The following is a 25,097-nucleotide window of genomic DNA, read 5'->3' on the forward strand; positions in this document are numbered from 1 at the left end:
AACCATGGCGTACGAGATCCGCGACCGCCACGGCGCGTCGCGATCCGTCGCGTACCTCCTGTTCGCGGCCGCTCCCTTCGTACTCCTCACGGGTTTCGTCCTGCAGCCGGGCCAAGCGCTGCCGATCCTGATCGCCATCGGGACCACCGCGCTGGCCCTCGCCCTGGGCGCGTGGGTCTGCTGGTCGCGCCCGCACCGGCTGCCCGACCTGTTCTACTGGTCGGCGCCGCTGAGCGCCACCCTGGTCATCTCCGGGCTCAACCTGATGACCAAGGACGCCAGCACCGGCTCCCAGCTCTTCTACCTGTGGCCGGTGCTGTACGCGGCGAACTTCCTCAGCCGCCGCGTCATCTACCTCAACCTGGTCGCGGTGAGCACCGGCCAGGCCGGCGTCGTGATCGTGGCCCTGCGGGCGGAGAACGCGTTCGCCGACTGGATCGCCATGACCATCGCGCTGATCATGACCGCGGTCGTCGTCTACAGCCTCCGCGACCGCGCCGACCAGCTGCGCCGCAAGCTCGAGGACCAGGCCTTCGCCGACCCGCTCACCGGCCTGGCCAACCGCCGCGCCTTCGACGACGCGCTCGCCGCGGCCGGCCGGTCGGCGCCCCTCGCGGTCATCACGATCGACCTCGACCACTTCAAAGGCATCAACGACACGTACGGCCACGCCGCCGGCGACGCCGCCCTGCAGCTCGTGGCCGGCGCGATGCGGGAGGTCGCGTCGCCCGACGACGTGGTGGCCCGGTTCGGCGGCGACGAGTTCGTCATGCTGCTGCGCGGCGACCAGCCCGCGGCGCTGCGCGCGGTCACCCGCCTCCAGGAGATCGTCGCCCAGGACACCACGCTGCGCTCCGGCCCGCCCGGCCTGAGCATCGGCGTGGCCGCCCTGCCCGAGCACGCCCTGGACGTCGAAGACCTGGTCCGGGCCTCCGACACGGCCCTCTACAGCGCCAAGAGCGGCGGCCGGGGCCGGGTGGCCGTGGCGACGATGCCCGGTTTCACGCCTCCGGCGCCGGCTCCTGATCCGGCCCCAGCAGCGCCGGGTCGATGATCTCCCGCCGCATGCGCGGATAGGGGCCCCAACCGTCCCGGAGCACGTGGATGTAGACCGCCTCCAGGCTCACACCGACCCGCTCGGCCAGATCCATGTCGTCCTCGTCGCCCAGCCGCACGGCCCGCGCGAAATGATCCAGGGCCTCCATGTGCCGCCCCTGATCGAAGGCGCTCCGCCCCGCGTTCTCATGCACCACGGCGCGCAGCGGCTCCGGCGTCTCGGAACTGGCGGCCTGCTCGAACAGCCGGTCCGCCTCGACGAAGTCCCCCCGCAACCGCAACGTGTGCGCCAGCTCGGCCTGGGCGATCACCAGGGCCCGGGCATCACCGGCGCGCTCGGCGTGGGCCAGAGCCAGCCGGCTGGCCGCGGCGGCCATCCCTAACTCGCCGAGCAACCGATAAACCTCGGCCCGGACACTGAGCAGCCCCGCCTTGGTGGCATCGTCCTGCTCGGCGGCGAGCGGGCCGTCGAGCTGCTCACCCAGCCGCTGCAGCCCTTCCCGGTTGTCGACCACCTCGCGAAGCGTCCCGCCGTCCAGCCGCCACCGGATCGAGTCCAGATCCGCGGCCGTGGGGACGCCGTTCGTCTTCACCTCGGGGGCTGCCTCGGCTTTCACCTCGGCTCGTGTCTCGGCTTCTGCCTCGGCCTTTTCCTCGGCCAGCTTCTGGCCTGCGGCGGCTTCCTGGCTTGCGGCCGGCTTCTGGCCCGCGGCCTGGTCCTCGGCCTTCTCCTCCGCCCGGTCCTCTGCTTCCGCAGGGTTCTCGGGCTCGTCCCGGGCGGCCTTCTCGTTCTGCTCCCGTAACTCGCGGGCAACGATCATGGCCTGCCCGGCGGTCACGCCCCGCCCGTCGAAGAGGCCGCTGATGTCCAGGTCGATGACCACACCGTCAGCCCCGGCGACCGGCGCGGGCTTCTCCGGGGCCTTGGCTTCTTCGACCTTGCCCTCTTGAACCTGGGCCTCTTGAACCTGGGCCTCTTCGGCCTTGTTGCCGTTGCCGTCGGCCTCGGCCGGGCCACCCTTGCCGAACCAGTCGACCTTCAGGTCGGCGTCGACATACTTCCGCTCCGCGTCGGGGCCCGCGATCACCAGCCGGCCGATGGGCGCGGTGACCGGCGTCGGCGGCGCCGGCCGTTCCCCGGCCGGCACCACGTTGCGGCTGTCCGGCCCAGCAGGAACCTTCCGGCTCGACGGCGGCGATGCGCCGTCGACTTCTTGCGCCGACCCGCGGACGTCGGTCTCCCGCTCCGGAGCCGCCGGAGGCGCGCCGTGCGGGGGCGTTGTCTCGTTCCAGCCCGGAGCCTCTTCCGCGGCGGTGTCACGCCAGACCTCAGGCTGAGCTTGCGGCGCACCATGCCGCGGCACAGGCCCGGCAGGCGTTCCACCATGCCGGGGCGCCGGCCCTTGCGGTGCGCCACCGTGCCGCGGTGCCGGCCCCTGGGGCACAACACCGCCGTGCCGTGGCGCAGGTGTTTGAGGCGCGTCGACGTGCCGCGGTCCTTGCAGGCCGTCCACCTGCTGCGGCGCGATGCCTTCCGCGCCCACTGGTGTGGCTGTGCCCTGTGTGACGGCGCCGTGTCGCGGTCCTTGCAGGCTATCCGCTTGCTGGGCAGGCGCTTGAGCCTGACCGCTCTGCCGTGCCAGCGGCTGTGTCCGATCGGCCGGCCGGCCTTGCTGCTGAGCGGGGTCGTGAGTTTCCGCCTCGGCTACGCCGCCTTCCTGCCCGCCGAAACCGTTCCAGCTCTGCGGACCATCCAGCGACTGCCCCGGCCCCCGCGTAGGCAACGGCCCACCCGGCCGCATCTGCGGCGGAACCAGCGACTCGGTCTCCTGACCCGGCCCGACCCCCGCGCCAGGCACCGACTGCTGTCCCGCCCCCGCCTGCGCGTCCCACGGCGGCTGGCTCGGCTGAACGCCCCGCGACTCCCGGCGATCCAGCCCGGCCTGGGCTTTACTCGATTGCTGCTGGTCGCGCTGACCGTCCCATTGCTGAGTGTCGGTCTGGCCGGCTTGGGTGTCCCAAGGCTGCCGGACAGCCTGGCCGGACTCGGCATCCCAAGCCTGCGGTGCCCCGTGGCCCGGCTGCGGCTGCCGAGGCGCCTGGGCGGGTTGGTCACGCCACGCTTGCGCTGCTGCCTGGCCGGATTCGGCTTCCGGTGCTGGTTGTTGCGCGTCCGGCTGCCGGTTCCACGCCTGTTCTGCGTTCGGCTGCGGATCCCATGCCTGGTGTTGTGCGTCCGGCTGGGTGTCCCAGGGTTGTTGCGCGGCGGGCTGGGCGTCCCAGGAATGCTGGGTGTCCGGGAGAGTGTTTGGCGCCGGACTTGGCTGGGCGTCCCAAGGCTCCTGGTGTGCGCCCGGCTGGGCGTCGGCGGGCCACGCCTGGTCGTCGCGCTGATCGGCTTGCGGATCGGACGACCAATCGTCGCCGCCGCGCAATTGGGACAGCCAAGCGTCATCGTCGTGGATCGCAGCCGGGTCGGGCTGCTGAGAGTCGTTCCACGGCTGGGCCGGAGCAGCCCACGGGTCCTGCGCCGCACCCGGCGCGATCTGGTCCGAGCCGGGCCATGCCTGCCGCCCAGCAGCCTGCTGCGGCGACGCACCCCAAGGCTGCTCCGGATCGGACTGCCACTGCTGGTCGGCGCCAACTCCCGGCGGAGGGGTGACGTTCTGCGGCTGCTGCTTGGACTGGTTCTTCTGCTTGCCGCCGTTCTTGTTGCGGCTCCAGGGGAAGCGGCGCTTTCCCTCCGCCGGCGGCTGGTCCTGCGCCGGCGCGGCTGGGGGCCGGCCCTGGGGCGCTACGGCCTGGGGCCCGCCCTGAGGCGCTGCAGCCTGGGGCCGGCCGTGGGGCGGCGCGGCGTGGGGTCCTCCGTGGGGCGGTGCGGCGTGGGGTCCGCCCTGAGGCGGTGCGGCGTGGGGTCCGCCCTGAGGCGGTGCGGCGTGGGGTCCGCCGTGAAAAGCGGCCGGAGGCTGACCGGCGGGCGCGGGACGGCGTGCCGGAGGAGCCTGCGGAGGCAAGGAAGACTGCGCGCCCGGTGCCTGCTCCGGCCACTGCGTCATGGGTGACGGCGGCGTTGGCACGGGCCGGTAGCTCGCCGAGGCCTGGCCGTCAGGGCTTGGGCGCATCGGCTCGGGCCGGTGGCTCGCCACGGCCTGGCCGTCCGCTGCCGGCCGCATCTGTTCAGGTTTGCGGCTCGGCGCGGCTTGAGCGCCCCGCGCCTGCGAAGTCGGCTGGGGACGCTGCCCGGGAGTTGCCGGCGTGGCGAGGGTGTCGGCGGGTGACGTTTCGTCGGGGCCCCAGTTCGCGGGCGGGGTCTGCTCCGGGCGGTGGTGTGCCGGTGCTTGCGCGGCGGGCTCGAAGCCCTGCGGCGTCGGCGCCGGAGTGCCGGGGCGCCCGGAGGCAGGTCTCCGCTGGCCGTAGGGCTCGGAGGCGGGCGAGGGGTACGTCTGCGGATCAGGCCGACGGGTCGTCTGCGGGGCCGTGTCCTGGGGTTCGGAGGTGTGGGCCGGCGGTTCGGTGGGCGGCGCCGGCGGGACCGCGCGTGCGGGAGCGCTCGGCGGGGCGCTGTTCACCACCCGCGGCTGGGCCGGTGGCTCGGCCTTCTTGAGTACGCGGGGCGGCGCGGGCGGCGTCGCCTTGTGGAGGACCCGGGGCTTGGTCGGGGGCGGTGTCTTGTGGAGTACGCGTGGGCCCTCGCCGTCGACCTCGGAAGGGTCGGGCTCCTGGTACTGGTCGGCGTCGGGGTAGCGCCAAGCATCGGCCGCCGCGCGGGCGTCGTCGGAGACGCCCTGGCCGAGGTGCTCTGCCGGCTCATCCGGCGCGGCCGGGCGAGCGCGGCCGGTCCGGCCTGCGTCATCCGGCGCGGCCGGGCGAGCGCGGCCTGAGGCGCCGCTCCCGGGTTCGGGGCGGGCGTCGTCGGGGGCGATCGGGCGGGCCCGGCCGACCGCGCCGCTGCCGGAGGTGGGGCGGGTGTCTTCGGAGTACGGACTGGCCGACACCGGGCGGTCCTGCGGGTCCAGGCCGGCGGGTGGGACCGGGACCTGGGCGCGGCCGGCGACCGGCGGCGCGGGGCGGGGCGGCGCGGGACGGGGCGGGGCAGGGCGGCGGGGGGCGTGGCGGCGCTGGTCGGGGTGGTCCTCGGGGTGGTACTGGCCCTCGAAGACGGATTCGTCCATGCCGTCGACGGTGATGCGGCTGCGCTGGGCGCGGATCGGCATGATCTCGCCCTCGAGGACCTCGCGGCCGTCGGGGGCTGGAGGGGCTGAAGGGGCGGGAGGGGCGGGAGGGGCGGGAGGGGCGTCGCTGCGGTCGACGACGGTGCCGTCGATGACCGCCCGGCCACGGACCGGCTCCGCGGGCATCTCGTAGTCGTTGACGTACTCGGCGGGGGCGGGACGTCCGAAGCGGTCGCGGGCGGTGCTGCGGCCGTCGATGGGAGCGGCGATGTCGACGTCGTCGGGGCCGTCGATGGCCACCCGCCGGCGGCGTGGGTCCTGGTCGGGGCGGGGGCGGATCTGCTGGTCGGGGCCACCGGCGCGCGGGTCGACGCGGGCCGCGCCGGCGACTCGGGGGTCGGGGCGGTCGTCGCGCGGCATGCGACGGTCTGTGCCGGCGACACGGGGATCGCGATCGGCGTCGGTGAGACGCGGGTCGCGGTCGGGGCGCGGGTCGCGGTTCGGGCCGGCGATGCGCGGGTCGAGGCCGGCGGCGACGCGTGGGTCGCGTTCGGAACCGGGGAGGCGCGAGTCGCGGTCCGGGCGTGGGGCGCGGCCTGGGATGCGCGGGTCGCGTTCCGGGCCTGGGGTGCGCTGGTCGCGGCGGGCCACCTCGCGGTCGTCGCGGTACGGCCCGCGGCGGGCGTCGTCGCGGTCGGGCCGGGGCCCGCGCGGGTCGAGGCGGGGGTCGGTACGGGCCACGCGGGAGTCGCGGCGCGGGTCGTTGTCACGGGCCGGGGAGGTGGGCCGAGGGTCGTTGCCACGGACCGGGGACGTGGGCCGAGGGTCGTCACCACGGGCCGGGGAGGTGGGGCGGGAGTCGCGGCGGGGGTCGTACGAGCGGTCGGGGCGGCCGCCGCGGTCGTAGTCGTCGCGGGGGAGGGCATCGCGGCGGCGGTCGGGGGCTCGGTCGCCGGGGCGGTAGCGGTCGTCGCGGGAGTAACGGTCGTCGGCGGGGCGGCGGGGGCCGGCCTCGCGGTAGCGGTCGTCGGGGCGGTAGCGGTCGTCGTACCCGTACCCGTCATCGAGGTCTTGAGCGCGCGTGGGGTGGTCGCCCTTGTAGGTGCTGCGGCCGTCGGAGAAATCGGTGTCGCGGCCGGCGCCCTGGTCCGTGCGGGCGCGGGCGAGGTCGGCCAGGTAGGCGTCGTCGTCGTAGTCGTCGTCGACATAGTCGATGATCTCGGGATCGCGCCGGGGGCGGACGGCGCGGGTGCCGACGTCGGGGCCGTGGTATTCGGGGTTGTCGAAGTCGGCGCCGAACTCGGGGCGGTTGAAGTCGACGATGTCGCCGAGTGACGGGTCGGGCACCGAGGTGTCGGTGGGTACGAAGTCGGGGTCGTTCAGCCAGTCCGGCCGGGTGCTGTCGAAGTCGCCGCCCTTGGTGCCGGGCTTCGACAGGCCCTGCTGCGGCGGGGGCTCGGCGGGACGTTGCGGCGCCTTGGTCCGCTTGTTGCGGCGGCGGGCGGCGAGCTCGTCGGGTGGGCGTACATCAAGATCAATGGGGGTTGGCTCGGGATCGCCGTTCCGGCTGGACGTCTTGACCTGGGCGGGGCGGCGGGGGCGACGGCCGGGGGAATTCGCCGGCGGGTAACGGTCGGGCGCGGTCGCGGAGTTCTCCACATAGGCGACCGGGGAATTGTCCGTGTACTCGCCGTCCCAGTATTCGTCGTCCTCGTAACTCATGCCGACCCCGAATGGGCGACGATGGTGAAACACCGGTGGCGCATCGTCGTCCCCCGTCCTGACCGAGCCGTGTCCGTCGGTCGCGACGCCCCCGCGCGCGGCCGATGTGGAACGTTAACCGCACTTGCGCAGTGTGCGCCACCTGGCAGGAAGCGCTTCACCGGGCCGTGGGGTCCGCTACGTGGGCGCCCGGGAGGGCACCCCTCGACGGACAGTACGTGTCACCCGGCCGTCCGGTTCAACCCTACCTGCAAAAAGTACGCTCCGATCTTGTGAATGCGCAGACGGTGACCATTTCCGGCGTGTTGAACGGACGGCAGAAAAACTGATCGGCTTAAGCAATTCTTAAAGCCCAGCTCAGGCAACCGGAAACCTTCCGTGACAGCGATGGGCCACCTGTGGCACGGCGGTGGTGAAGGACACGTCGCCGCCGCGCGGATCTTGGGCTTTGGCCTGGCACCGTGGATGACGGAACTCGCCCGGTCGGCACGACGCGGTGCCGGCCCGGGTGTCCGGCCCGGCGGCGGTGCAGTGTCACCGCCCCTGCGTGTGGCGCCTCGCGAGCGCCCGGTCCTGGACGAGGCGCAGGGTGCGTTGCGACGAGCTGGGCCGTTGGCCGGATGGCCGCGAGCCGAGGCCGGTCGCCGCATAGGGCCCACCTTCGGGCAACCGCGCCTGGTCGGCGTCCTGCCGATCGGGTCGATCACTGGTGAGAGGAACACGATATGCCGCGTCTCGACATCGGCGCAGTTCGCGCGGGCTTCCGCAAGGCACTGCGCGGCATCGATGCCTGGACCCTGCAGACCATGAACTACCCGGCCGGCGGCCGCCGCCCCCGCACGTAAGTCCGCCGACCGGGTCCCGAACGGTGGCGAGGTGCACCTCGCCACCGTTCACTCTCTTCCGAGGTCACGTCCGTCGAGGCCGCGACCCGACCGAGGTAGTTCCGGCGGGCGCCGCGGGCGAGGTTGATCGCTCAGGGCCGGATGGTTCGCGGCCGAGCTGACTGAGCCCGACGAGCCGCGGGCCAAGCGGGTCGGATCGACGCTAATAACGCCCGTCGCCGATGAAGGGGCCGACCTTTGCCGGTAGCACCAGGCCCGCGTCGGCCAGGTCGTGCAGGATCGTGCCCAGTTCGGTCCGGTTCAGGGTGGCGGGTGGCTCGGGTTCGGGATGGGGTAGGCCCAGAGCCCGCGCCGCCTCCACCGCGCGCACCGAGATCGCCGCCTCGACCGCCCACAAGCGGTGTGCCCTCATGGCCAGGTGGGCCGACGCGGTCAGCTCTCCATGCAGGCGGAGCAGTCGGCGCAGGTCACAGGCCAGTTGCTCGATCGGCGGGCCGATCGGCTGGGGGTCCGCGGGACGCCGGGCCCGCCACCGGTCGGCCACGGAGGCGCACCAGCGCGGCGCGAAGAGCACCGTGGCCCCGATGAGGGTCGGTGCGGCGATGATGAGGGCTAGTCGGCCGATGTCGACGATGGTCACGATCTGCTCCAGGCAGAAGTGCGGGATACCTCGACGATCCGCCCCTCTTCCAGGCCCGTCAAGCGGACTTTGTGCGATGTGGGACGTGGGTCAGCGGATCCGGCCGCGGGGAACCAGCCGGGTGATCGGCATCGGTGGCGCGGGCAGGGGCGGTCCCTCGTACCCGTGAACCTCGCCGAAGAGTGACCCCGACTCCCACGCCGCGCGGGCCTCGAGCACCTCGTCGTGGGTGCGGGCGACGAAGTTCCACCACATGACCAGCGATTCCGTGAACGGTTCGCCGCCGAGCAGCAGCACCCGGGTGGCCGGACCGGCCGCGATGCGCAGGGACGTGCGGCCCTCGCCCACGTACAGCAGCGGCCCAGGTTTCAGCTCCTGCCCGTCGATCATGGCGGCGCCGTCGAGGGTGAGCACCGCGTACTCGAAATCGGCACGCAGCGGGACCACCCCCTCAGCGCCGGCCGCCGCGGTGATCTCCGCGCTGGTCAGCGGGCTGAACGTCGTGGCCGGCGAGACCGCGTCGCCGAGCTCGCCCATGATCACGGTCGCGCGCAGGCCGCCGGCGGTGAAGACCGGGAGATCCGCGTGGTGGGCGAAGGCGGGCGGCCGGGCGCGGGCCGCGTCGGGCAGGGCAACCCATAGCTGTACGCCCTGGAGCACGCCGGAGTTGACCGTCGGCGTCTCCTCGGAATGCGAGATGCCGCGGCCGGCCGTCATCAGGTTGAGCCGGCCCGGCCGGATCCGCCTGCAGGTTGCTCACCCCTGCACGCTATCCCGCGAATCCCGCCGTCTCGAGAAGCGCGGCCTAATCGGTCTTCAGCAGCGAATTGGCGCCGAGCACCCGAGTCACCTCGACGACGATGGCGACGCGCGAGGGGTTGGGTCGCGGCACCCGATAGCGCGCCGCGTAAAGATTCTCGGCCAGCGTGACCGCATCGACGGAGGACAGGATCGACGCCTTGCCCTCGACGGTGCTCCACCGCGCCCCGTCCACCTGGCAGATCGCCACCCGATTGGCCCCGGCCAGGATGTGCCTGACGTGCGCGGAGGACGACGAGCTGATCACCCGGGCCAGGCCGTCCTCGAAGGAGAGCGTCGCCCCGACCGCCACCACGTGAGGGGAACCGTCGGCACGCAGCGTGGTGAACGTGCAGAGGTGACGCTCGGTCCAGAAGGTCTGCAGTGCCGGTGAGGAGAGGGGTACGACGCCGCTCACGCCGCCCCCGATGTGGGCAGGAGGCCGCGGCGGACCGCGGACACCAGGGTCTCGTGGTCGCTCTCGACCTGGTCGGCGTAGGTTCGCGCGAACCGGGAGAGCGCCTCGTCGAGCTTGTCGCTGCTGCCCACGTACCCGGCGATCATCGACGCGCCGCTGGTCCGGGCGTGGCTCTTGGCCAGCAGGTAGCCGCAGATGCCGGCGTAGTCGGACAGCGCGCCCGCGCTGAGGTCGTCCACCACGATCGCGCCCTTCATGTCGCGGAACTGCCGTACGTAGTACTGGCGCTCGCCGACCGTCGTCCAGCCGAGCAGGGGGTCGCTGACCGTCTGCAACGCCTGCTGATATTCGACCACACGCTGTCCCTGGTGCCGGTGCCACGCCGAGTCACCGTGCACGTGGCGAGCCACCACCGAGCGTCGCGCCTGCTTGAGCTGCAGGAACACCACGTCGTCGGGGCTGCTGCCCTCGCACAGCGCGACGTAGGCGCGCAGGCCGACCGAGCCGACCCCGACGACCTTGTGCGCGATGTCGACGATCCGGTAGCCGGCCAGGATGCGTGCCCAGTGCGGCGGCAGCGTGTTCAGGTATCCGTCGAGGGCCTCGCCGACCAGGTCGCGGTCCGCCGGCGACAATCGGGTGATCAGCGGCGGCTCCTCGATGAGCCGGGCCGTCCCGTGGAAGGGCTCGGTGAAGCGGGGCAGAGCCCGGTCCGAGGTACGCCGCCGGGCCCGCCGGGCGGCGCGGGAGACCGAGTCCTTGAAGTTCGAGCCGGTCGCCGCCTGCCGCAGCCGATCCACGTCGAGCTGTTCGAACGACCGGGCCAGCAGCGGCTGTTCGGCGAGGTGGCCGATCTGCTCGCGGTACTCGGCCACGCAATGTCGCACGGCCTCGGCGCAGGCGCTTTCCCGGAATCCGTTCTGCCGCCCGGCCACGTGCACGCTGACCACCAGCCGGCGCAGGTCCCACTCCCACGCGCCGGGGTGCGCCTCGTCGAAGTCGTTCAGGTCGAAGACCAGCTCGCGCTCGGGTGAGGCGTAGAACCCGAAGTTCCCGAGGTGGGCGTCACCGCAGATCACGGGATTGATGCCGGTACGCGGCAGCGCCGCGAAGTCGTCGGCCATGACGTTGGCCGAGCCCCGCAGGAACGCGTAGGGCGACGCCACCATCCGGCCGATCCGCACCGGGATCAGCCAGGACACCCGGCCGGTGTGTGCCTCGGCGAGGTGGACGAGCACGCCGGCGCGGTCGGCCGGCGGGGTCCAGAAGGCCATCTCCGAGCGATGCGCGCGTTCGCGGAGGGACCGGCCGAGTTCGTACCGCTCCTTGCGGGGCCGGCCGGGCCGGCGCAGCGAGGCGAATCCTTCGTCGGGGCCCGAGTCGAGCACGGTGTTCATCGTGCCGTAACTCTACGGATCGCGCATGAACCGGAGGCGACGCCGCGCATGAACGGGAAGCGCGCCACGCGTGAACCAGAGGCGGCGGCAAAGCGTGGACCGGAGGCGGTGGCAAAGTGACGACCGGAAACAATAGAGTCTTGACCCCGGCCGTGTTATCGCTAACATGAGGCAACGGGTCACGGGACCGGCCCGGCGTTAGTCTCTTCTCCAGGCCTTTCTTGAGGGGTTGAGGGTGCGTTGGTGGACATCAGGGGGTCCCGTGGCCCGGCTATGACCGACGTCGCGCGGCTGGCGGGGGTTTCGCACCAGACCGTGTCGCGGGTGCTGAACGATCACCCGAACGTGAAGGAGCAGACCCGGCTGCGCGTGCGCGCGGCCATCGCCGAGCTGGGCTACCGGCCCAACCGGGCGGCCCGCACGCTGGTCACCGGCCGTTCCCAGCTGCTCGGCGTGGTCACGCTGAACAGCACGCTGTTCGGCCCGGCGTCGCTGCTGGCGGCCTTCGAGCAGGCCGCGGCCGAGGCCGGCTTCGCGGTGAGCGTGGCCAGCGTGGTCAGGCTCGACCGGGAATCGGTGGCGGCGGCGGTCGACCGTCACCTCGATCAGCGCGTGGCGGGGCTGGTGGTGATCGCGCCGACCGCCTCGGCCGGCGAGGGGCTGGCCGCGCTGCCCGCGGGCGTGCCGGTGGTGACCATCGACGGCGACCCGAACCGGGCCCATGGGCTGGTCACGGTCGATCAGGTGGCCGGGGCCCGGGCCGCCACCCAACACCTGCTGGACGCCGGTCACCGCACGGTCTGGCACGTCTCCGGCCCGCCCGACTGGTACGACGCGGCCGGCCGGATCGAGGGCTGGCGGCGCACCCTCCAGGCGGCGGGGGCCGAGGTGCCGCCGCCGGTGCAGGCCGACTGGTCGGCCGCCGCGGGCTATGCGGCGGGGCAGATGCTGGCCCGGATGCCCGAGGTCACGGCGGTTTTCACGGCCAACGACCACCTGGCCCTGGGCCTGCTGCGGGCGCTCTACGAGCGGGGCCGGCGGGTGCCCGAGGACGTCAGCGTGGTCGGTTTCGACGACGTGCCCGAGGCGGCGTTCCTGATCCCGCCGCTGACCACGGTCCGCCCGGATTTCGCGGCCGTGGCGCTGGCCGGCCTCGATCTGCTGCTCGCTCAGATGGCCGATGCCGACGCCGCGCCCGGACAGATCGTGGTGGAGCCGGAACTGGTGGTGCGCAACAGCGTCCGCAGATAAAGCAAAGTAAAACCGTCGTGTCCTGAATGTTGCCGACAGCCGTTGACACGATGGATTGTTAGCGTTCACACTTTCGCTTCATGACCCAGCACACACCGCCGGCGTACGTCGTGGGAATCGACTTCGGAACGCTCTCCGGTCGTGCCGTCGTCGTCCGGGTCTCCGACGGCGCCGAGCTCGGCTCGGCCGTGCACGACTACCCACACGCGGTGCTCACCGAGACGCTGCCCGACGGCACGCCGCTCGGCCACGACTGGGCGCTGCAGGTGCCGGCCGACTACATCGAGGTGCTGCGCAACGCCGTCCCCGCGGCCCTGCGCGCGGCCCAGGTCGACCCGGCCCAGGTGATCGGGGTGGGCACCGACTTCACCGCCTGCACCATGGTGCCGACCACGGCCGACGGCACCCCGCTCAACGAGCTCGACCGCTTCGCCAGCTCGCCGCACGCGTACATCAAGCTCTGGAAGCACCACGCCGCCCAGCCACAGGCCGACCGGATCAACGCCCTCGCCGCGAAGCGTGGCGAGTCCTGGCTGCCGCGCTACGGCGGGCTGATCTCCTCGGAGTGGGAGTTCGCCAAGGCGCTGCAGGTCCTCGAGGAGGACCCGGAGGTGTACGCGGCCACCGAGCGCTGGGTCGAGGCGGCCGACTGGATCATCTGGCAGCTCACCGGCGACTACGTCCGCAACGCCTGCACGGCCGGCTACAAGGGCATCCGGCAGGACGGCGCGTACCCGTCGCGGGAGTTCCTGACCGAGCTCAACCCCGACTTCGCCGACTTCGTCGACACGAAGCTGGACCAACCGATCGGGCAGCTCGGCGAGGCGGCCGGCCGGCTCGGCGCCCGCGCGGCCGAGTGGACCGGCCTGCCCGAGGGCATCGCGGTCGCCGTCGGCAACGTGGACGCGCACGTCACCTCGGCCGCCGCCCAGGCGCTCGACCCGGGCCAGATGGTCGCCGTGATGGGCACCTCGACCTGTCACATGGTCAACCACGACGAGGTCAAGGTCGTGCCGGGCATGTGCGGGGTGGTGGACGGCGGGATCGTGGCCGGCCTGTTCGGCTACGAGGCCGGCCAGAGCGGGGTGGGCGACATCTTCGCCCACGTGGTGCCGCCCGGCTACACCCACGAGCAGCTCACCGACCTGGCCCGGGGCCAGAAGCCGGGCGAGCACGGCCTGCTGGTGCTGGACTGGCACGGCGGCAACCGCTCGGTGCTGGTCAACGCCGAGCTGTCCGGCCTGGTGGTCGGCGAGACGCTCGCGACGAAGCCGGAGGACGTCTACCGCGCGGTGATCGAGGCGACCGCCTTCGGCACCCGGGTCATCGTGGAGACCTTCCAGCAGGCCGGCGTCGAGGTGCGCGAGTTCGTGGCGGCCGGTGGGCTGATCAAGAACCCGCTGGTCATGCAGATCTACGCGGACGTGCTGAAGATGCCGCTGTCGGTGATCGGGTCGGACCAGGGCCCGGCGCTGGGCTCGGCGATCCATGCCGCCGCGGCCGCCGGCGCGTACCCCGACGTGCGGGCCGCGGCCGCGGCCATGGGCCGCAAGCAGGACGCGGTCTGGTCGCCCGATCCGGCGGCGGGTGCGGTCTACGACGAGCTGTACGCCGAGTACGTGCGCCTGCACGACTACTTCGGCCGTGGCGAGAACAGCGTGATGCGCAAGCTTCGCGCCATCCAGCGCAAGGTCGTGACCTCATGACGGTTGCCGAGAGCATCCTCGAGCTCCGGCGGCAGGTGGCCGCCCTGCACGCCGAGCTGGTGCGCAATCAACTCGTGGCGTGGACCGCGGGCAACGTGTCGGCCCGGGTGCCCGGGGCCGACCTGCTGGTGATCAAGCCGTCCGGTGTCTCCTACGACGACATCACGCCGGCGAACATGGTCGTCACCGACCTCGACGGCAAGCTGGTCGAGGGCGATCTGGCGCCGTCCTCGGACACCGCCGCCCACGCGTACGTCTACCAGCACATGCCCGAGGTCGGGGGAGTGGTGCACACCCACTCCACCTACGCGACCGCCTGGGCCGCCCGCGGCGAGCCCATCCCGTGCGTGCTCACGATGATCGCCGACGAGTTCGGCGGCGAGATCCCGGTCGGGCCGTTCGCGCTGATCGGTGACGACTCGATCGGCCGCGGCATCGTCGACACGCTCCGCGCCTACCGGTCCCGGGCGGTGCTGATGCGGAACCACGGCCCGTTCACCGTGGGCAAGGACGCGAAGTCGGCGGTGAAGTCGGCGGTGCTCTGCGAGGACGTCGCCCGGACCGTGCACATCGCCCGCCAGCTCGGCGAGCCGGCGCCGATCGCGCGGCAGCACATCGACTCGCTCTACGACCGCTACCAGAACGTCTACGGACAGGAGCCGCGAGCGTGACACCCCAGATCTGGTTCCTCACCGGCAGCCAGGGCCTCTACGGTCCGGAGACCCTCGACCAGGTGGCCGACCAGTCGCAGCAGATCCAGCGGATGCTCACCGGCAACGGGCTGATCGCCGAGCTGGTCGGCCGGCCGGTGCTCACCGGCAGCGCGGCCATCCGGGACGTCATGCTGGCCGCCAACGCCGACCCGAACTGCGTCGGCGTGATCGCCTGGATGCACACGTTCTCGCCGGCCAAGATGTGGATCACCGGGCTGGACGCGCTCCGCAAGCCCCTGCTCCACCTGCACACCCAGCTCAACGAGTCGTTGCCCTGGGAGTCCATCGACATGGACTTCATGAACCTCAACCAGGCCGCGCACGGCGACCGGGAGTTCGGGTTCATCCAGGCCCGGCTGGGCGTGCCGCGCAAGACGGTGGCCGGGCACGCCAGCGACCCGGGCGTGGTCGAACGGATCAACCGGTGGGCGCGGGCGGCGACCGGCGTGCAACATCTGCGGACCCTGCGGCTGGCGCGCTTCGGCGACAACATGCGCGACGTGGCCGTCACCGAGGGCGACAAGGTCGAGGCCGAGCTGAAGTTCGGCGTCTCGGTCAACACGTACGGCGTGAACGATCTGGTCGAGCGGGTGGATTCGGCCGGCGACGACGAAGTGGACAAGCTGGTCACCGAGTACGCCGACGCGTACGAGCTGGCGCCCGAACTGGCCCGCGGCGGCGAGCGGCACGATTCGCTGCGGTACGCCGCGCGCATCGAGGCCGGCCTTCGCCGCTTCCTCACCGAGGGCGGCTTCGGCGCCTTCACCACCAACTTCGAGGACCTGGGCGGGCTGCGTCAGCTGCCGGGCCTGGCGGTGCAGCGGTTGATGGCCGACGGGTACGGCTTCGGCGGCGAGGGCGACTGGAAGACCTCGGTGCTGCTGGCCACGATCAAGGCGATGGCCCCGGGCGGCCGGACCTCGTTCATGGAGGACTACACGTACCACTTCGGGCCGGGTGAGCCGAAGATCCTCGGCGCCCACATGCTCGAGGTGTGCCCGACGATCGCGGCCGGCACCCCGCGGGTCGAGATCCACCCGCTGGGCATCGGCGGCCGCGAGGACCCGGTCCGCCTGGTCTTCGACGCCGCGCCCGGCCCGGCCGTGGTGATCGGCATGTCCGACATGGGCGAGCGGTTCCGCCTGGTGGCCAACGAGGTGGACGTGGTGCCGCCGGACGAGCCGCTGCCCCGGCTGCCGGTCGCCCGGGCGGTGTGGAAGCCGCGCCCGTCGCTGTCGACCTCGGCCGAGAGCTGGCTGACGGCCGGCGGCCCGCACCACACGGTGATGACCGCGGCCGTCGGGGCCGAGACCCTTCGCGACTTCGCCACCATGCTCAATACTGAGCTCCTGATCATCGACTCATCGACAAATGTTGATGACTTTGCGGACCGGATCCGCTGGAATCAGGCGTACTACCGCCTGGCCCGGCCCCTGTGAAAAATAGAGGAGAATTCATGCGTTTCACCCGTCTGGCGGCGGTGGCCTCGGCCACCGTCCTCACCGCGGCGCTGGCCGCCTGCGGTTCCAGCGAGAAGACCGTCGACCAGCAGGCGTCCGGCGGCGCGAACAACGCCGGCGCGCTGATCGGCGTGACCATGCCGACGCGGTCCTCGGAGCGCTGGATCGGCGACGGCGACAACCTGAAGAAGCAGCTCGAGGCGCTGGGTTACAAGGTCGACCTGCAGTACGCCGAGGACGACATCCCGACCCAGGTGAACCAGCTCGACAACCAGATCACCAAGGGCGCCAAGCTGCTGATCATCGCGTCGATCGACGGCACCGCGATCACCACCCAGCTGCAGAGCGCCAAGGACAACAAGATCCCGGTCATCGCCTACGACCGGCTGATCCGCAACTCGCCGAACGTCGACTACTACGCGACCTTCGACAACTTCAAGGTCGGCGTGCAGCAGGCGACCTCGCTGCTGACCGGTCTCAAGCTGGTCAACGCCGACGGTTCGCCGGGCACCGCCAAGGGCCCGTTCAACGTCGAGCTGTTCGCCGGCTCGCCGGACGACAACAACGCCACGTTCTTCTTCAACGGCGCGATGTCGGTGCTGAAGCCGTACCTCGACAAGGGCACGCTGAAGGTGCCGAGCACGCAGACCGAGTTCAAGAAGGTCGCGATCCTGCGGTGGCAGCCCAAGACCGCTCAGGACCGGATGGAGAACCTGCTGACCTCGACGTACCGCTCGGGTCTGAAGGTGGACGGCGTGCTGTCGCCGTACGACGGCCTCTCGATCGGTATTCTCTCGGCCCTGAAGAGCAACGGATACGGCACCACGGGCCAGCCCTACCCGGTTGTCACCGGACAGGACGCCGAGCTCGCCTCGGTGAAGTCGATCATCAAGGGTGAGCAGTACTCCACCATCTACAAGGACACCCGCGAGCTGGCCAAGACCACCGTGGGCATGGCCGACGCCGTGCTCAAGGGCCAGAAGCCGACCACGAACAACGACAAGGACTACGACAACGGCGTCAAGGTCGTGCCGTCGATGCTGCTCGAGTCGGTCATCGTGGACAAGACCAACTACACGAAGGCCCTGGTCGACACCGGCTACTACAAGGACTCGGATCTGAAGTGACCATCCTGTCGATGCGGGGCATCACCAAGACCTTCCCGGGTGTGAAGGCCTTGCAGGACGTCACGCTGGACGTGGAACGCGGCGAGATCCACGCGATCTGTGGTGAGAACGGCGCGGGCAAGTCCACGCTGATGAAGGTGCTGTCCGGCGTCTACCCGCACGGCTCGTACGACGGAGAGATCCTCTTCGACGGCGAGCCGTGCCGGTTCGCCGGCATCCGGGACAGTGAGCACCGGGGCATCGTCATCATCCACCAGGAGCTGGCGCTGGCCCCGAACCTGTCGATCGCCGAGAACATCTTCCTCGGCAACGAGCAGGCGACTCGCGGCATGATCGACTGGAACCGCACCAACCAGGCGGCGCAGCAGTTGCTGCGCCGCGTGGGCCTGGCCGAGAGCGCCGTCATCCCGGTGGTCGATCTGGGCGTCGGCAAGCAGCAGCTCGTGGAGATCGCCAAGGCGCTCTCCAAGGAGGTCAAGCTGCTGATCCTCGACGAACCCACCGCGGCGCTCAACGACGAGGACTCCGAGCACCTGCTCGACCTGATCCGCGGCCTGCGTGACGAGGGGATCACCTGCGTGATCATCTCGCACAAGCTGAACGAGGTGATGGCCATCGCCGACCGGGTCACCATCCTGCGCGACGGCAAGACGATCACCACGATGAGCATGGCCGCCGACGAGGTGACCGAGGAGAAGATCATCGCCGGGATGGTGGGCCGCGACCTCGACCACCGGTTCCCGCCGCGGGAGCCGCACGTCGGCGACGAGATCCTGCGGATCGAGGACTGGACCGTGCACAGCCCGACGCAGCACGGCCGGGTCCTGGTCGACAACGCCAACCTGACGCTGCGCCGGGGCGAGATCGTCGGCCTGGCCGGGCTGATGGGCGCCGGCCGCACCGAGCTCGCGATGAGCGTGTTCGGGCGGGCGTACGGCATCGGGATCTCGGGGCGGGTCTTCAAGGACGGGCGGGAGATCCACCTGCGGTCGGTGCGGGACGCGATCAGGAACGGCATCGCGTACGCGACGGAGGACCGCAAGCGCTACGGCCTGAACCTGATCGAGGACATCAAGCGCAACGTCTCCGCCGCCGGTCTGCGGAAGCTCGCGCGCCGGGGCTGGGTGGACGACAACGAGGAGTTCAAGGTCGCCGAGGAGTACCGCCGGTCGATGAACATCAAGGCGCCCAGCGTCTCGAGCATCACCGGCAAGCTCTCCGGCGGCAACCAGCAGAAGGTCGTCCTGTCCAAGTGGATCTTCACGAACCCGGACGTCCTGATCCTGGACGAGCCCACCCGAGGCATCGACGTCGGCGCCAAGTACGAGATCTACACGATCATCAATCGGCTCGCCGAGGAGGGCAAGGCGGTGCTGCTCATCTCCAGTGAGCTGCCCGAGCTGCTCGGCCTCTGCGACCGCATCTACACATTGTCGGCCGGCCGGATCACCGGTGAGGTGCCCCGGTCGGACGCCACCCAGGAGGGCCTGATGACGCTCATGACCGCAGGGCAGGCGCAATGACCAGCGTCGCGCCCAGCAATGCCGACCTTGCGGTCGATCCGGTACCGGCCGGCGCCGGGCCGGAGGGACCCCGGCGCTTCCAGTTGAACCTGCGCCAGAGCGGCATCTACTTCGCCTTCGCGGCGATCGTGGTGCTGTTCACCATCCTCACCGGTGGCGACCTGCTGGCGCCGCAGAACATCAGCAACATCGTGGTGCAGAACTCGTACATCCTGATCCTGGCGATCGGGATGATCCTGGTCATCATCGCCGGGCACATCGACCTGTCGGTGGGCTCGATCGTGGCCGCCAGCGGCGCGTTCGCCGCGGTGATGATGGTCAACCAGGGCTGGCCGTGGCCGCTGGCCGTGCTGGTCACCCTGCTGATCGGCGGTCTGATCGGCGCCTGGCAGGGTTACTGGGTCGCCTACTTCGGCATCCCGGCGTTCATCGTGACGCTGGCCGGCATGCTGCTGTTCCGGGCGGTCACGCTGACCGTGCTCGGCAACCGCGGCATCGGCCCGTTCCCGGACGAGGTGCGCACCCTGGCCAACGGCTTCACCGAGGGCTATCTGGGCAACATCGGCCTGGGCGCGCTCGGCGGGGCCGACCTGTTCAGCCTGCTGGTCGGGGTGGCCGCGGTGGCGGTGTTCGCGTTCAGCCAGTGGCGGACCCGGATCGCCCGCCTGCGCTACGAGCAGGCGGTCGACCCGATCCCGCTGTTCGTCCTGAAGATCGCGCTGGCCGCGCTGGTGGTCATGTACGTGGTCCTCCAGCTCGCCCGGTTCAAGAACCTGCCCTGGGTGCTGGTGCTGCTCGCCGCGCTGGTGATCGGCTACTCGGTGCTCACCAACCGGGCGGTGTTCGGCCGGCAGATCTACGCCGTGGGCGGCAACCTGCAGGCCGCCACGCTGTCCGGCGTGAAGGTCAAGTCGGTGATCTTCTGGATCTTCGTGAACATGGGCGTGCTGTCGGCCCTGGCCGGCATCATCTTCGCCGGGCGGCTCAACCAGGCCAACCCGACCGCGGGTGACCAGTTCGAGCTGGACGCCATCGCGGCCGCGTTCATCGGCGGCGCCGCGGTGCAGGGCGGGGTCGGCAAGGTGGTCGGCGCGATCACCGGTGGCCTGATCATGGGCGTGATCAACAACGGCATGGGCCTGATCGGCGCGCAGACCGAGTCGGTCATGCTGGTCAAGGGCGCGGTCCTGCTGGCCGCGGTCGCCTTCGACGTGTGGGCCAAGCGGCGGGCCGGCGCGTCGCGCTGACCCGCGGTACGGGAGGAGGGCACTGCGGTCCCTCCTCCCGTCGTAGTGACCTGAATCCGACTCTTCACCGTCCCGTTCGGTACCTTCCTCCACCATGGACCCGCGGCGGGTCTCGGGGAGGGCGGTATGAGGGATTGGCGGCGGCCGACCGCGATCATCGCCGGCGTGGTGCTCGCCGGCGTCCTGGCCGGTGTGGCCGTGGTGGCGGTGACCGGGCCGGACGAGGCGGCCACCCCCGCGGTCGCGCCCGCCCGTAGCCCTGAGGTGGCGCCGGCCGACCCCTCCGCGCAACCGATCCCCGACCGGCCCGCCGCCGAGCGGCCGGCCGTGCCCTCGCCCCGCCGCTCCCGGTCGCCCGAGCGGCTGCGCGACCACAACAAGCCCCCGGCCCTCCCGGATGGGCCAGGGCCGCCCGCGGACCGTCCGGTGGTGGTCGAGAGGCCCGAGGACATGGCGCCGGAGCCGCGGCCGGACGGCGTACCCGAGCAGGTGAACTTCTTCTTCGGGGGCGGGCCGGAGTGCTTCGACCGGATCCCGCCGCCGCCCCCGGCCATCACGCTGTCGGACGACGCCGTGATCCCCAGCCGCTTCCAGCTGTGCTTCATGGGGTTCGACAAGGAACGGCCGGTGCGGATCACCCTGACGCCACCCGGCGGCCGGACGATCACCCGCACCCTGCCCGCCACCAGGAGCGAGGAGCAGGGGCACAGGTACGAGTGGCCGCGGCTGCCCTCGCACCGGGCCGGCGCCCACCGGATCACCGCCCGCCAGGGGAACACCGTGGTCACCAAGACGGTCAACGTGCTCCGGCCGGCCCGGCCCCGGCTCTGGATCGACCGCCCGCCCGCCTTCCGGGCCAGCACCGACGTGCACATGTACTACGCCGGCTTCCCGCCGGACAGCATGGTCGCCTTCAACCTCTACGCCGGCGAGGGCTACCGGGCGACCTTCCGGGTCCCGGCCGACGCGTCCGGCGGCGGTCACGCCATCCTGCGTACCGGTGACGACCCGCCGGACGGGTGCTTCGGCGTGAGCCACCCCGCCCTGGGCGACTCGACCGGTGACGAGCCGCCGAACACCGAGAACGGATTCTGCACATCAGGGGCCGAGTGATCGCCGCCGCCACCCTGGCCGCCGCCGTGGCGACCGGGCTGGTGCTGGCCGCCCTCGACCGGCCGGCGCCGCCCACCGCGCGCCCGCCCGGCATCATCCACACCCCCGGGCCGTCGCCCGAGCCGCGGTCGCCCGGCCCGGCCTCGTCCGGCCCGATCTCGTCCGGCCCGATCTCGCCCGGCCCGATCTCGTCTGGCCCGGCCTCGCCGGGGTCCGTGGCGCCGGGAGCGGATCCGGCGACCGGGCCGGGACCGGCGCCGCGGCGCGCCCGGCCGCACGCCCAGGTGATCGCGCCGCCGCCGGCACGGACGCCGGGGAACCCGCCGGCCGACGACCCGGTGCTGATCGAGGGGGCCCTGAGGCATCCGGACGACCGCCCCGACGGTGTGCCGGAGCAGGTCGAGTTCTTCTTCGGCGGCGGCCCCGAGTGCTACGACCCCGAGGCCACGCGGCCGCGCATCGAGATGGCGAGCAAGCCGCTGATCCCGACCGAGTTCCTGCTCTGCTTCCTCGGCTTCCGGAGCGACCGGCCGCTCCAGGTCACCGTCACGCCGCCCGGCGGCCGGCCGGTGGCGGTCCCGCCGCAACCCGACCCGGCCAACTTCTTCGGGTGGCCGATCCTGCCGTCGTACCGGGCCGGTGGTTATCGCGTGACCGCCCGGCAGGGGGAGCGGCACGCCGAGGCCGTCTTCACCGTGACCCGGCCGACGACACCACGCCTCTGGCTCGATCGGGGGAGCGCGTTCCTCGACCACAGCGTCGATCTGCATCTGTATTTCGCCGGCTATCCGCCGAATGGCACAGTGGACTTCCATGTCTACCGCGAGGACCACTACTTCTCGACCTTCCGGGTCCGCGCCGACGCGCTCGGCGGTGGGCATGCCGTGTTCCGCACCGGCGGCGACCTGCCGAACGCCTGCTGGGGCATCACCAGCGCGGCCCTGCGCGACGGGCCCCATCTGAATGTCTTCTGCACGTCGGAGGCCGGACGTGACTGACACCGCGGCAGCGAGGCGGGGCCGGCGCCAGGCCGAGCTGGACGGGAGCATCCCGGCCAACCTGCGGGACTTCGCGCAGCGCCTGCGCGACCTGCGGGCCGAGTGCGGCAACCCGCCCTACCGGGTGCTCAGCGGCCTGGCGCACTGTGCCACCAGCACGCTCTCCGAGGCGGCCAGCGGACGCAAGGTGCCGTCGTGGGAGACGACCCGGGCGTACGTGATCGGGTGTCTGCGCTATGCCGGCCGGACCGACGAGCTCGACCGGGAGCTGCCGCGCTGGGAGGCCCGCTGGAACCGGGCCGGCCTCGTGGTCGAAGCACCGGCCCCGCCGCGCGTGGCGCCCGAGGCGCCCACGCCACCGAGCCGGCGACGGGTGTTACCCGGCGTTCTGGCCGCCATCGTGCTGGTGGCGGCCGGCTTCCTGGTCGCGGCCGATCAGCGGTTGACGTCGGCGCCGATGAGCGGCGCGTTCAACGTCCTGGTGCTGACCGCGGCCGGTCCCGCGCCCGCCCTCGCGCTCGACCGCGACCTGCGGGCGTGGGCCGGCGACTCGGCCGCGATCCAGGTCCGGGCGCTGGCCGGCCCGCCCGGCGCCGACCTCGCGAGCGCCGCCGCCGAGCAGCACGCCGACGTGGTGCTGCGACCGGCCGTGCATCCCGCCGGCCGCCGGACGGTCACCACGGTCGAGATCTTCCTCGGCGACCGGGCGCTGGCCGAGACCCCCGAGTTCGGCGGGCGGCAGGACCTCACCCTGACCGAGCCCGCCGGGGCGACCGGCGAGCTGTCCGCCGCGACCCGGCACTACCTGGGCGGGGTGGTCACCTTCGTCCGCGGGCTGGGCGCCTACGCCGACGACGACTACCAGATGGCCGAGGACCACTTCGTGCGGGCCGGCCAGGAACTGGAGCTCATCGGCGGCCAGGCCCAGGGGCCGGTGGTGCACCGGGCGGTGGTCGACCTGATGGCCGGCAACGCGGCCGGGCGCCGCAACCCGCAACGGGCGATCGCCTACTTCGAGCGTGCGCTGGCCGCGCAGCCGGGTTACGGCCGGGCGCTGATCGGGCTGGCCGAGGCCCACCGGGCCGGGGTGTCCTGCAAGCCCGGCGCCGATCTGTCCGCCCTGGACCCGGCCGAGCAGAGCTACCGGGCCTACCTGAACGGGTCGCCGGAGAGCGTGCTGCTGAGCATGCGGGCCCGCCTCGGGCTCGGCCTGAGCGCCATCTGCCGCGGGCAGAGCGGCGCCGGCGGGCGTGCCTACGCGGCCGCCGACCGGGAGTTCCGCGAGGTCCTCCTGCTGTACGGGATCAGCGGCAGCTCCGGGCACGCCCGCTGGCTGGCCGCCGAGGCCACCGCCGGGCTGGGCCTGGACGCGATCCTGGCCCGCGGCGACGACGAGGCGGCGGCCGTGCACTACGAGGAGGCGACCGCCCGGATGGACTCGATCGGCGCGCCGCTGCCCGTCTACCTGGCCCGCGAGCTGGTCTTCCTGCGGGTGCTGCGCGGCTGTTACGACCGGCTGGACCGGCCCGGCCAGGTTCTCGAGACCAGCGACCGGATGCTGCGGATCGACCGGCGGCTCACCGAGATGACCGCCGGTCGATGACGCGGCCGGACGAGGCCGAGCGGGAGCGGCCCGCGGCTCAGGAACGGGCGGCGGCCAGCCCGAACGACGACGGCGTGATGGTCGGGAAAACGTCGTCGAGCGCGCCGAAGCCACATCGCTTCTGCAGGATCTCGCCGATCACCGAGCGGTAGTCGGTGGTGGCCGCGAGGTCGCCGTCGGCCAGGGCGCCGGGCGCCAGCGTCGGCCACCTGGTGTAGACCTTCCCGCCCCGGATCCCGCCGCCGAGCAGCATCATCGCGTTGCCGTGGCCGTGGTCGACGCCCTTCGAGCCGTTCTCGCCGACCCGGCGGCCGAACTCGCTGATCGTCACCACGGTCACCTTGGCCATGCCGTCGGGACCGAGATCGGCGGCGAAGGCGGCCAGGGCCAGCGACGTGTCGTACAGGTTGTCGTACATCCGCTGGCCCTTGACCGCGGCGCCGAGCGCCTCGTGCATGTCCCAGTCGCCGGAGTCGACCGCGGCGGCGGCCAGCCCGACGTTGGACCTGATCAGCCGGGCCAGGTCGCGCAGGGCCTCGCCGAGCGGGGTGGCCGGGTAGATCGCGTTGTTGGCCGGCGCGTACTTCTCGGCCCGCAGCGGCACACTCGCGGTCAGCGCCCGGTCGGCGGCCAGGGCCGGGGCGGCCAGCGCGGCCGGCGCGTCGGCGTACATCCGGCGCAGCGCGGCCGCCATCGGGCGCTTGCTGCTCTCACCGGCCAGCTTGAAGTCGTCGATCGAGGCCATCGACACGTCGCCGGTCGGCCCGCCGAAGATCCGCGACGGCATCGCGTTGCCCATCGCCACCCCGGCCAGCGGCGCGGTGCTCCCGGTCAGCCCGAGCATCCGGTCCAGCCAGCCGGTCCGCAGCGACGTGCCGGCCGCGGCCCGTTCCATCTCCTCCATCGCGGCGAAGTGTGACCGGGTCGGGCTGGGCTGGCCGACCGCCTGCACCGCGGCGAACCGGCCGTCGTTCCACAGCGGCAGCAGCGGGGCCAGCGCCGGGTGCAGCCCGAACGTGCCGTCGCCGGCGATCACCGCGCTCTTCGGCAGGGCGATGCTGGGCCGGGCCTTGTAGTAGTCGGTGTCGCCGATCGGGGCGATGGCCGACAGCCCGTCGAAGCCGCCGCGCAGCGACAGCACCACCAGCGTGTCGCCGGTGTAGCCCTCGCCGGCGTAGGCCAGCCGGGTGGAGAGGCCCTCACCGGCCAGGCCGGCCAGCACGGCGCCGCCGCCCACGGCCAGGGTGCGGCCGAGAACGCCTCGGCGCGATATACCGGACATCTCGTCACAAGAAGCAGCGTTCACAG

17 protein-coding genes are annotated in these 25,097 nt (G+C 72.2%); 11 read left to right on the forward strand and 6 right to left on the reverse strand.

What is annotated here, in order from left to right:
* The first annotated feature begins 4 nt into the window (after positions 1-4).
* Positions 5-1,054 carry a GGDEF domain-containing protein gene (locus AB0M54_RS20375; protein WP_364326150.1) on the forward strand — a complete coding sequence of 350 codons (1,050 nt, stop codon included), beginning with the start codon at positions 5-7 and terminating at the stop codon, positions 1,052-1,054.
* Here the strand turns inward: AB0M54_RS20375 and AB0M54_RS20380 are convergent.
* The 5 genes from AB0M54_RS20380 to AB0M54_RS20400 all read right to left on the reverse strand — a co-directional run bounded on the left by AB0M54_RS20380 (position 1,002) and on the right by AB0M54_RS20400 (position 11,048).
* On the reverse strand, positions 1,002-6,950 hold the full coding sequence (locus tag AB0M54_RS20380; protein WP_364473055.1) for a hypothetical protein: 5,949 nt from the start codon (positions 6,948-6,950) through the stop codon (positions 1,002-1,004). The genes AB0M54_RS20375 and AB0M54_RS20380 overlap by 53 nt on opposite strands.
* A 1,047-nt stretch (positions 6,951-7,997) precedes the next feature.
* Positions 7,998-8,435, reverse strand: a complete 438-nt coding sequence (locus AB0M54_RS20385) for a hypothetical protein (RefSeq protein WP_364473057.1) — start codon at positions 8,433-8,435, stop codon at positions 7,998-8,000.
* A 90-nt stretch (positions 8,436-8,525) separates the two neighbouring features.
* Positions 8,526-9,176, reverse strand: a complete 651-nt coding sequence (locus AB0M54_RS20390) for a pirin-like C-terminal cupin domain-containing protein (RefSeq protein ID WP_364473268.1) — start codon at positions 9,174-9,176, stop codon at positions 8,526-8,528.
* Between the two features lie 64 nt (positions 9,177-9,240).
* On the reverse strand, positions 9,241-9,651 hold the full coding sequence (locus AB0M54_RS20395) for a pyridoxamine 5'-phosphate oxidase family protein (RefSeq protein WP_364326142.1): 411 nt from the start codon (positions 9,649-9,651) through the stop codon (positions 9,241-9,243).
* Positions 9,648-11,048 carry a DUF2252 domain-containing protein gene (locus AB0M54_RS20400; RefSeq protein ID WP_364473059.1) on the reverse strand — a complete coding sequence of 467 codons (1,401 nt, stop codon included), beginning with the start codon at positions 11,046-11,048 and terminating at the stop codon, positions 9,648-9,650. The genes AB0M54_RS20395 and AB0M54_RS20400 overlap by 4 nt, the downstream gene beginning before the upstream one ends.
* Before the next feature lie 273 nt (positions 11,049-11,321).
* On the opposite strand from AB0M54_RS20400, the gene AB0M54_RS20405 reads away from it, so the two are divergent.
* The 10 genes from AB0M54_RS20405 (at position 11,322) to AB0M54_RS20450 (ending at position 23,789) form a co-directional block, all read left to right on the forward strand.
* Complete coding sequence (locus AB0M54_RS20405) at positions 11,322-12,299, forward strand: LacI family DNA-binding transcriptional regulator (RefSeq protein WP_364473061.1); 978 nt, start codon at positions 11,322-11,324, stop codon at positions 12,297-12,299.
* Positions 12,300-12,379: 80 nt separating this feature from the next.
* A complete protein-coding gene (gene araB / locus AB0M54_RS20410) occupies positions 12,380-14,005 on the forward strand; it encodes a ribulokinase (protein WP_364473063.1) in 1,626 nt (541 codons plus the stop codon).
* A complete protein-coding gene (locus AB0M54_RS20415; RefSeq protein WP_364473065.1) occupies positions 14,002-14,676 on the forward strand; it encodes an L-ribulose-5-phosphate 4-epimerase in 675 nt (224 codons plus the stop codon). The genes araB and AB0M54_RS20415 overlap by 4 nt, the downstream gene beginning before the upstream one ends.
* Positions 14,673-16,157, forward strand: a complete 1,485-nt coding sequence (gene araA, locus AB0M54_RS20420; protein ID WP_364326130.1) for an L-arabinose isomerase — start codon at positions 14,673-14,675, stop codon at positions 16,155-16,157. Before AB0M54_RS20415 ends, araA begins: the two co-directional genes overlap by 4 nt.
* 17 nt (positions 16,158-16,174) lie before the next feature.
* Positions 16,175-17,305: a multiple monosaccharide ABC transporter substrate-binding protein gene (chvE, locus tag AB0M54_RS20425; protein ID WP_364326127.1), complete on the forward strand. Its 1,131-nt coding sequence runs from the start codon at positions 16,175-16,177 to the stop codon at positions 17,303-17,305.
* 11 nt (positions 17,306-17,316) lie between these two features.
* Positions 17,317-18,828 (forward strand): multiple monosaccharide ABC transporter ATP-binding protein, encoded by a 1,512-nt coding sequence (gene mmsA / locus AB0M54_RS20430; protein WP_364326189.1) that lies wholly within the window; start codon positions 17,317-17,319, stop codon positions 18,826-18,828.
* On the forward strand, positions 18,825-20,075 hold the full coding sequence (gene mmsB, locus AB0M54_RS20435; protein ID WP_364326125.1) for a multiple monosaccharide ABC transporter permease: 1,251 nt from the start codon (positions 18,825-18,827) through the stop codon (positions 20,073-20,075). The genes mmsA and mmsB overlap by 4 nt, the downstream gene beginning before the upstream one ends.
* A 126-nt stretch (positions 20,076-20,201) precedes the next feature.
* Entirely contained in the window at positions 20,202-21,188 is a 987-nt protein-coding gene (locus AB0M54_RS20440; RefSeq protein ID WP_364473067.1) for a hypothetical protein, read from the forward strand.
* Positions 21,185-22,186: a hypothetical protein gene (locus AB0M54_RS20445; RefSeq protein WP_364473069.1), complete on the forward strand. Its 1,002-nt coding sequence runs from the start codon at positions 21,185-21,187 to the stop codon at positions 22,184-22,186. Before AB0M54_RS20440 ends, AB0M54_RS20445 begins: the two co-directional genes overlap by 4 nt.
* Positions 22,179-23,789 carry a hypothetical protein gene (locus tag AB0M54_RS20450; RefSeq protein ID WP_364473071.1) on the forward strand — a complete coding sequence of 537 codons (1,611 nt, stop codon included), beginning with the start codon at positions 22,179-22,181 and terminating at the stop codon, positions 23,787-23,789. The genes AB0M54_RS20445 and AB0M54_RS20450 overlap by 8 nt, the downstream gene beginning before the upstream one ends.
* 37 nt (positions 23,790-23,826) lie before the next feature.
* Here the strand turns inward: AB0M54_RS20450 and AB0M54_RS20455 are convergent, their stop codons facing one another.
* The gene (locus tag AB0M54_RS20455) at positions 23,827-25,071 is read right to left on the reverse strand and encodes a DUF1501 domain-containing protein (protein ID WP_364473073.1); all 1,245 of its coding nucleotides are present in this window, start codon (positions 25,069-25,071) and stop codon (positions 23,827-23,829) included.
* Positions 25,072-25,097 lie beyond the last annotated feature (26 nt).

The organism is Actinoplanes sp. NPDC051470 (assembly GCF_040682035.1).
Classification (GTDB): Bacteria; Actinomycetota; Actinomycetes; order Mycobacteriales; family Micromonosporaceae; genus Actinoplanes.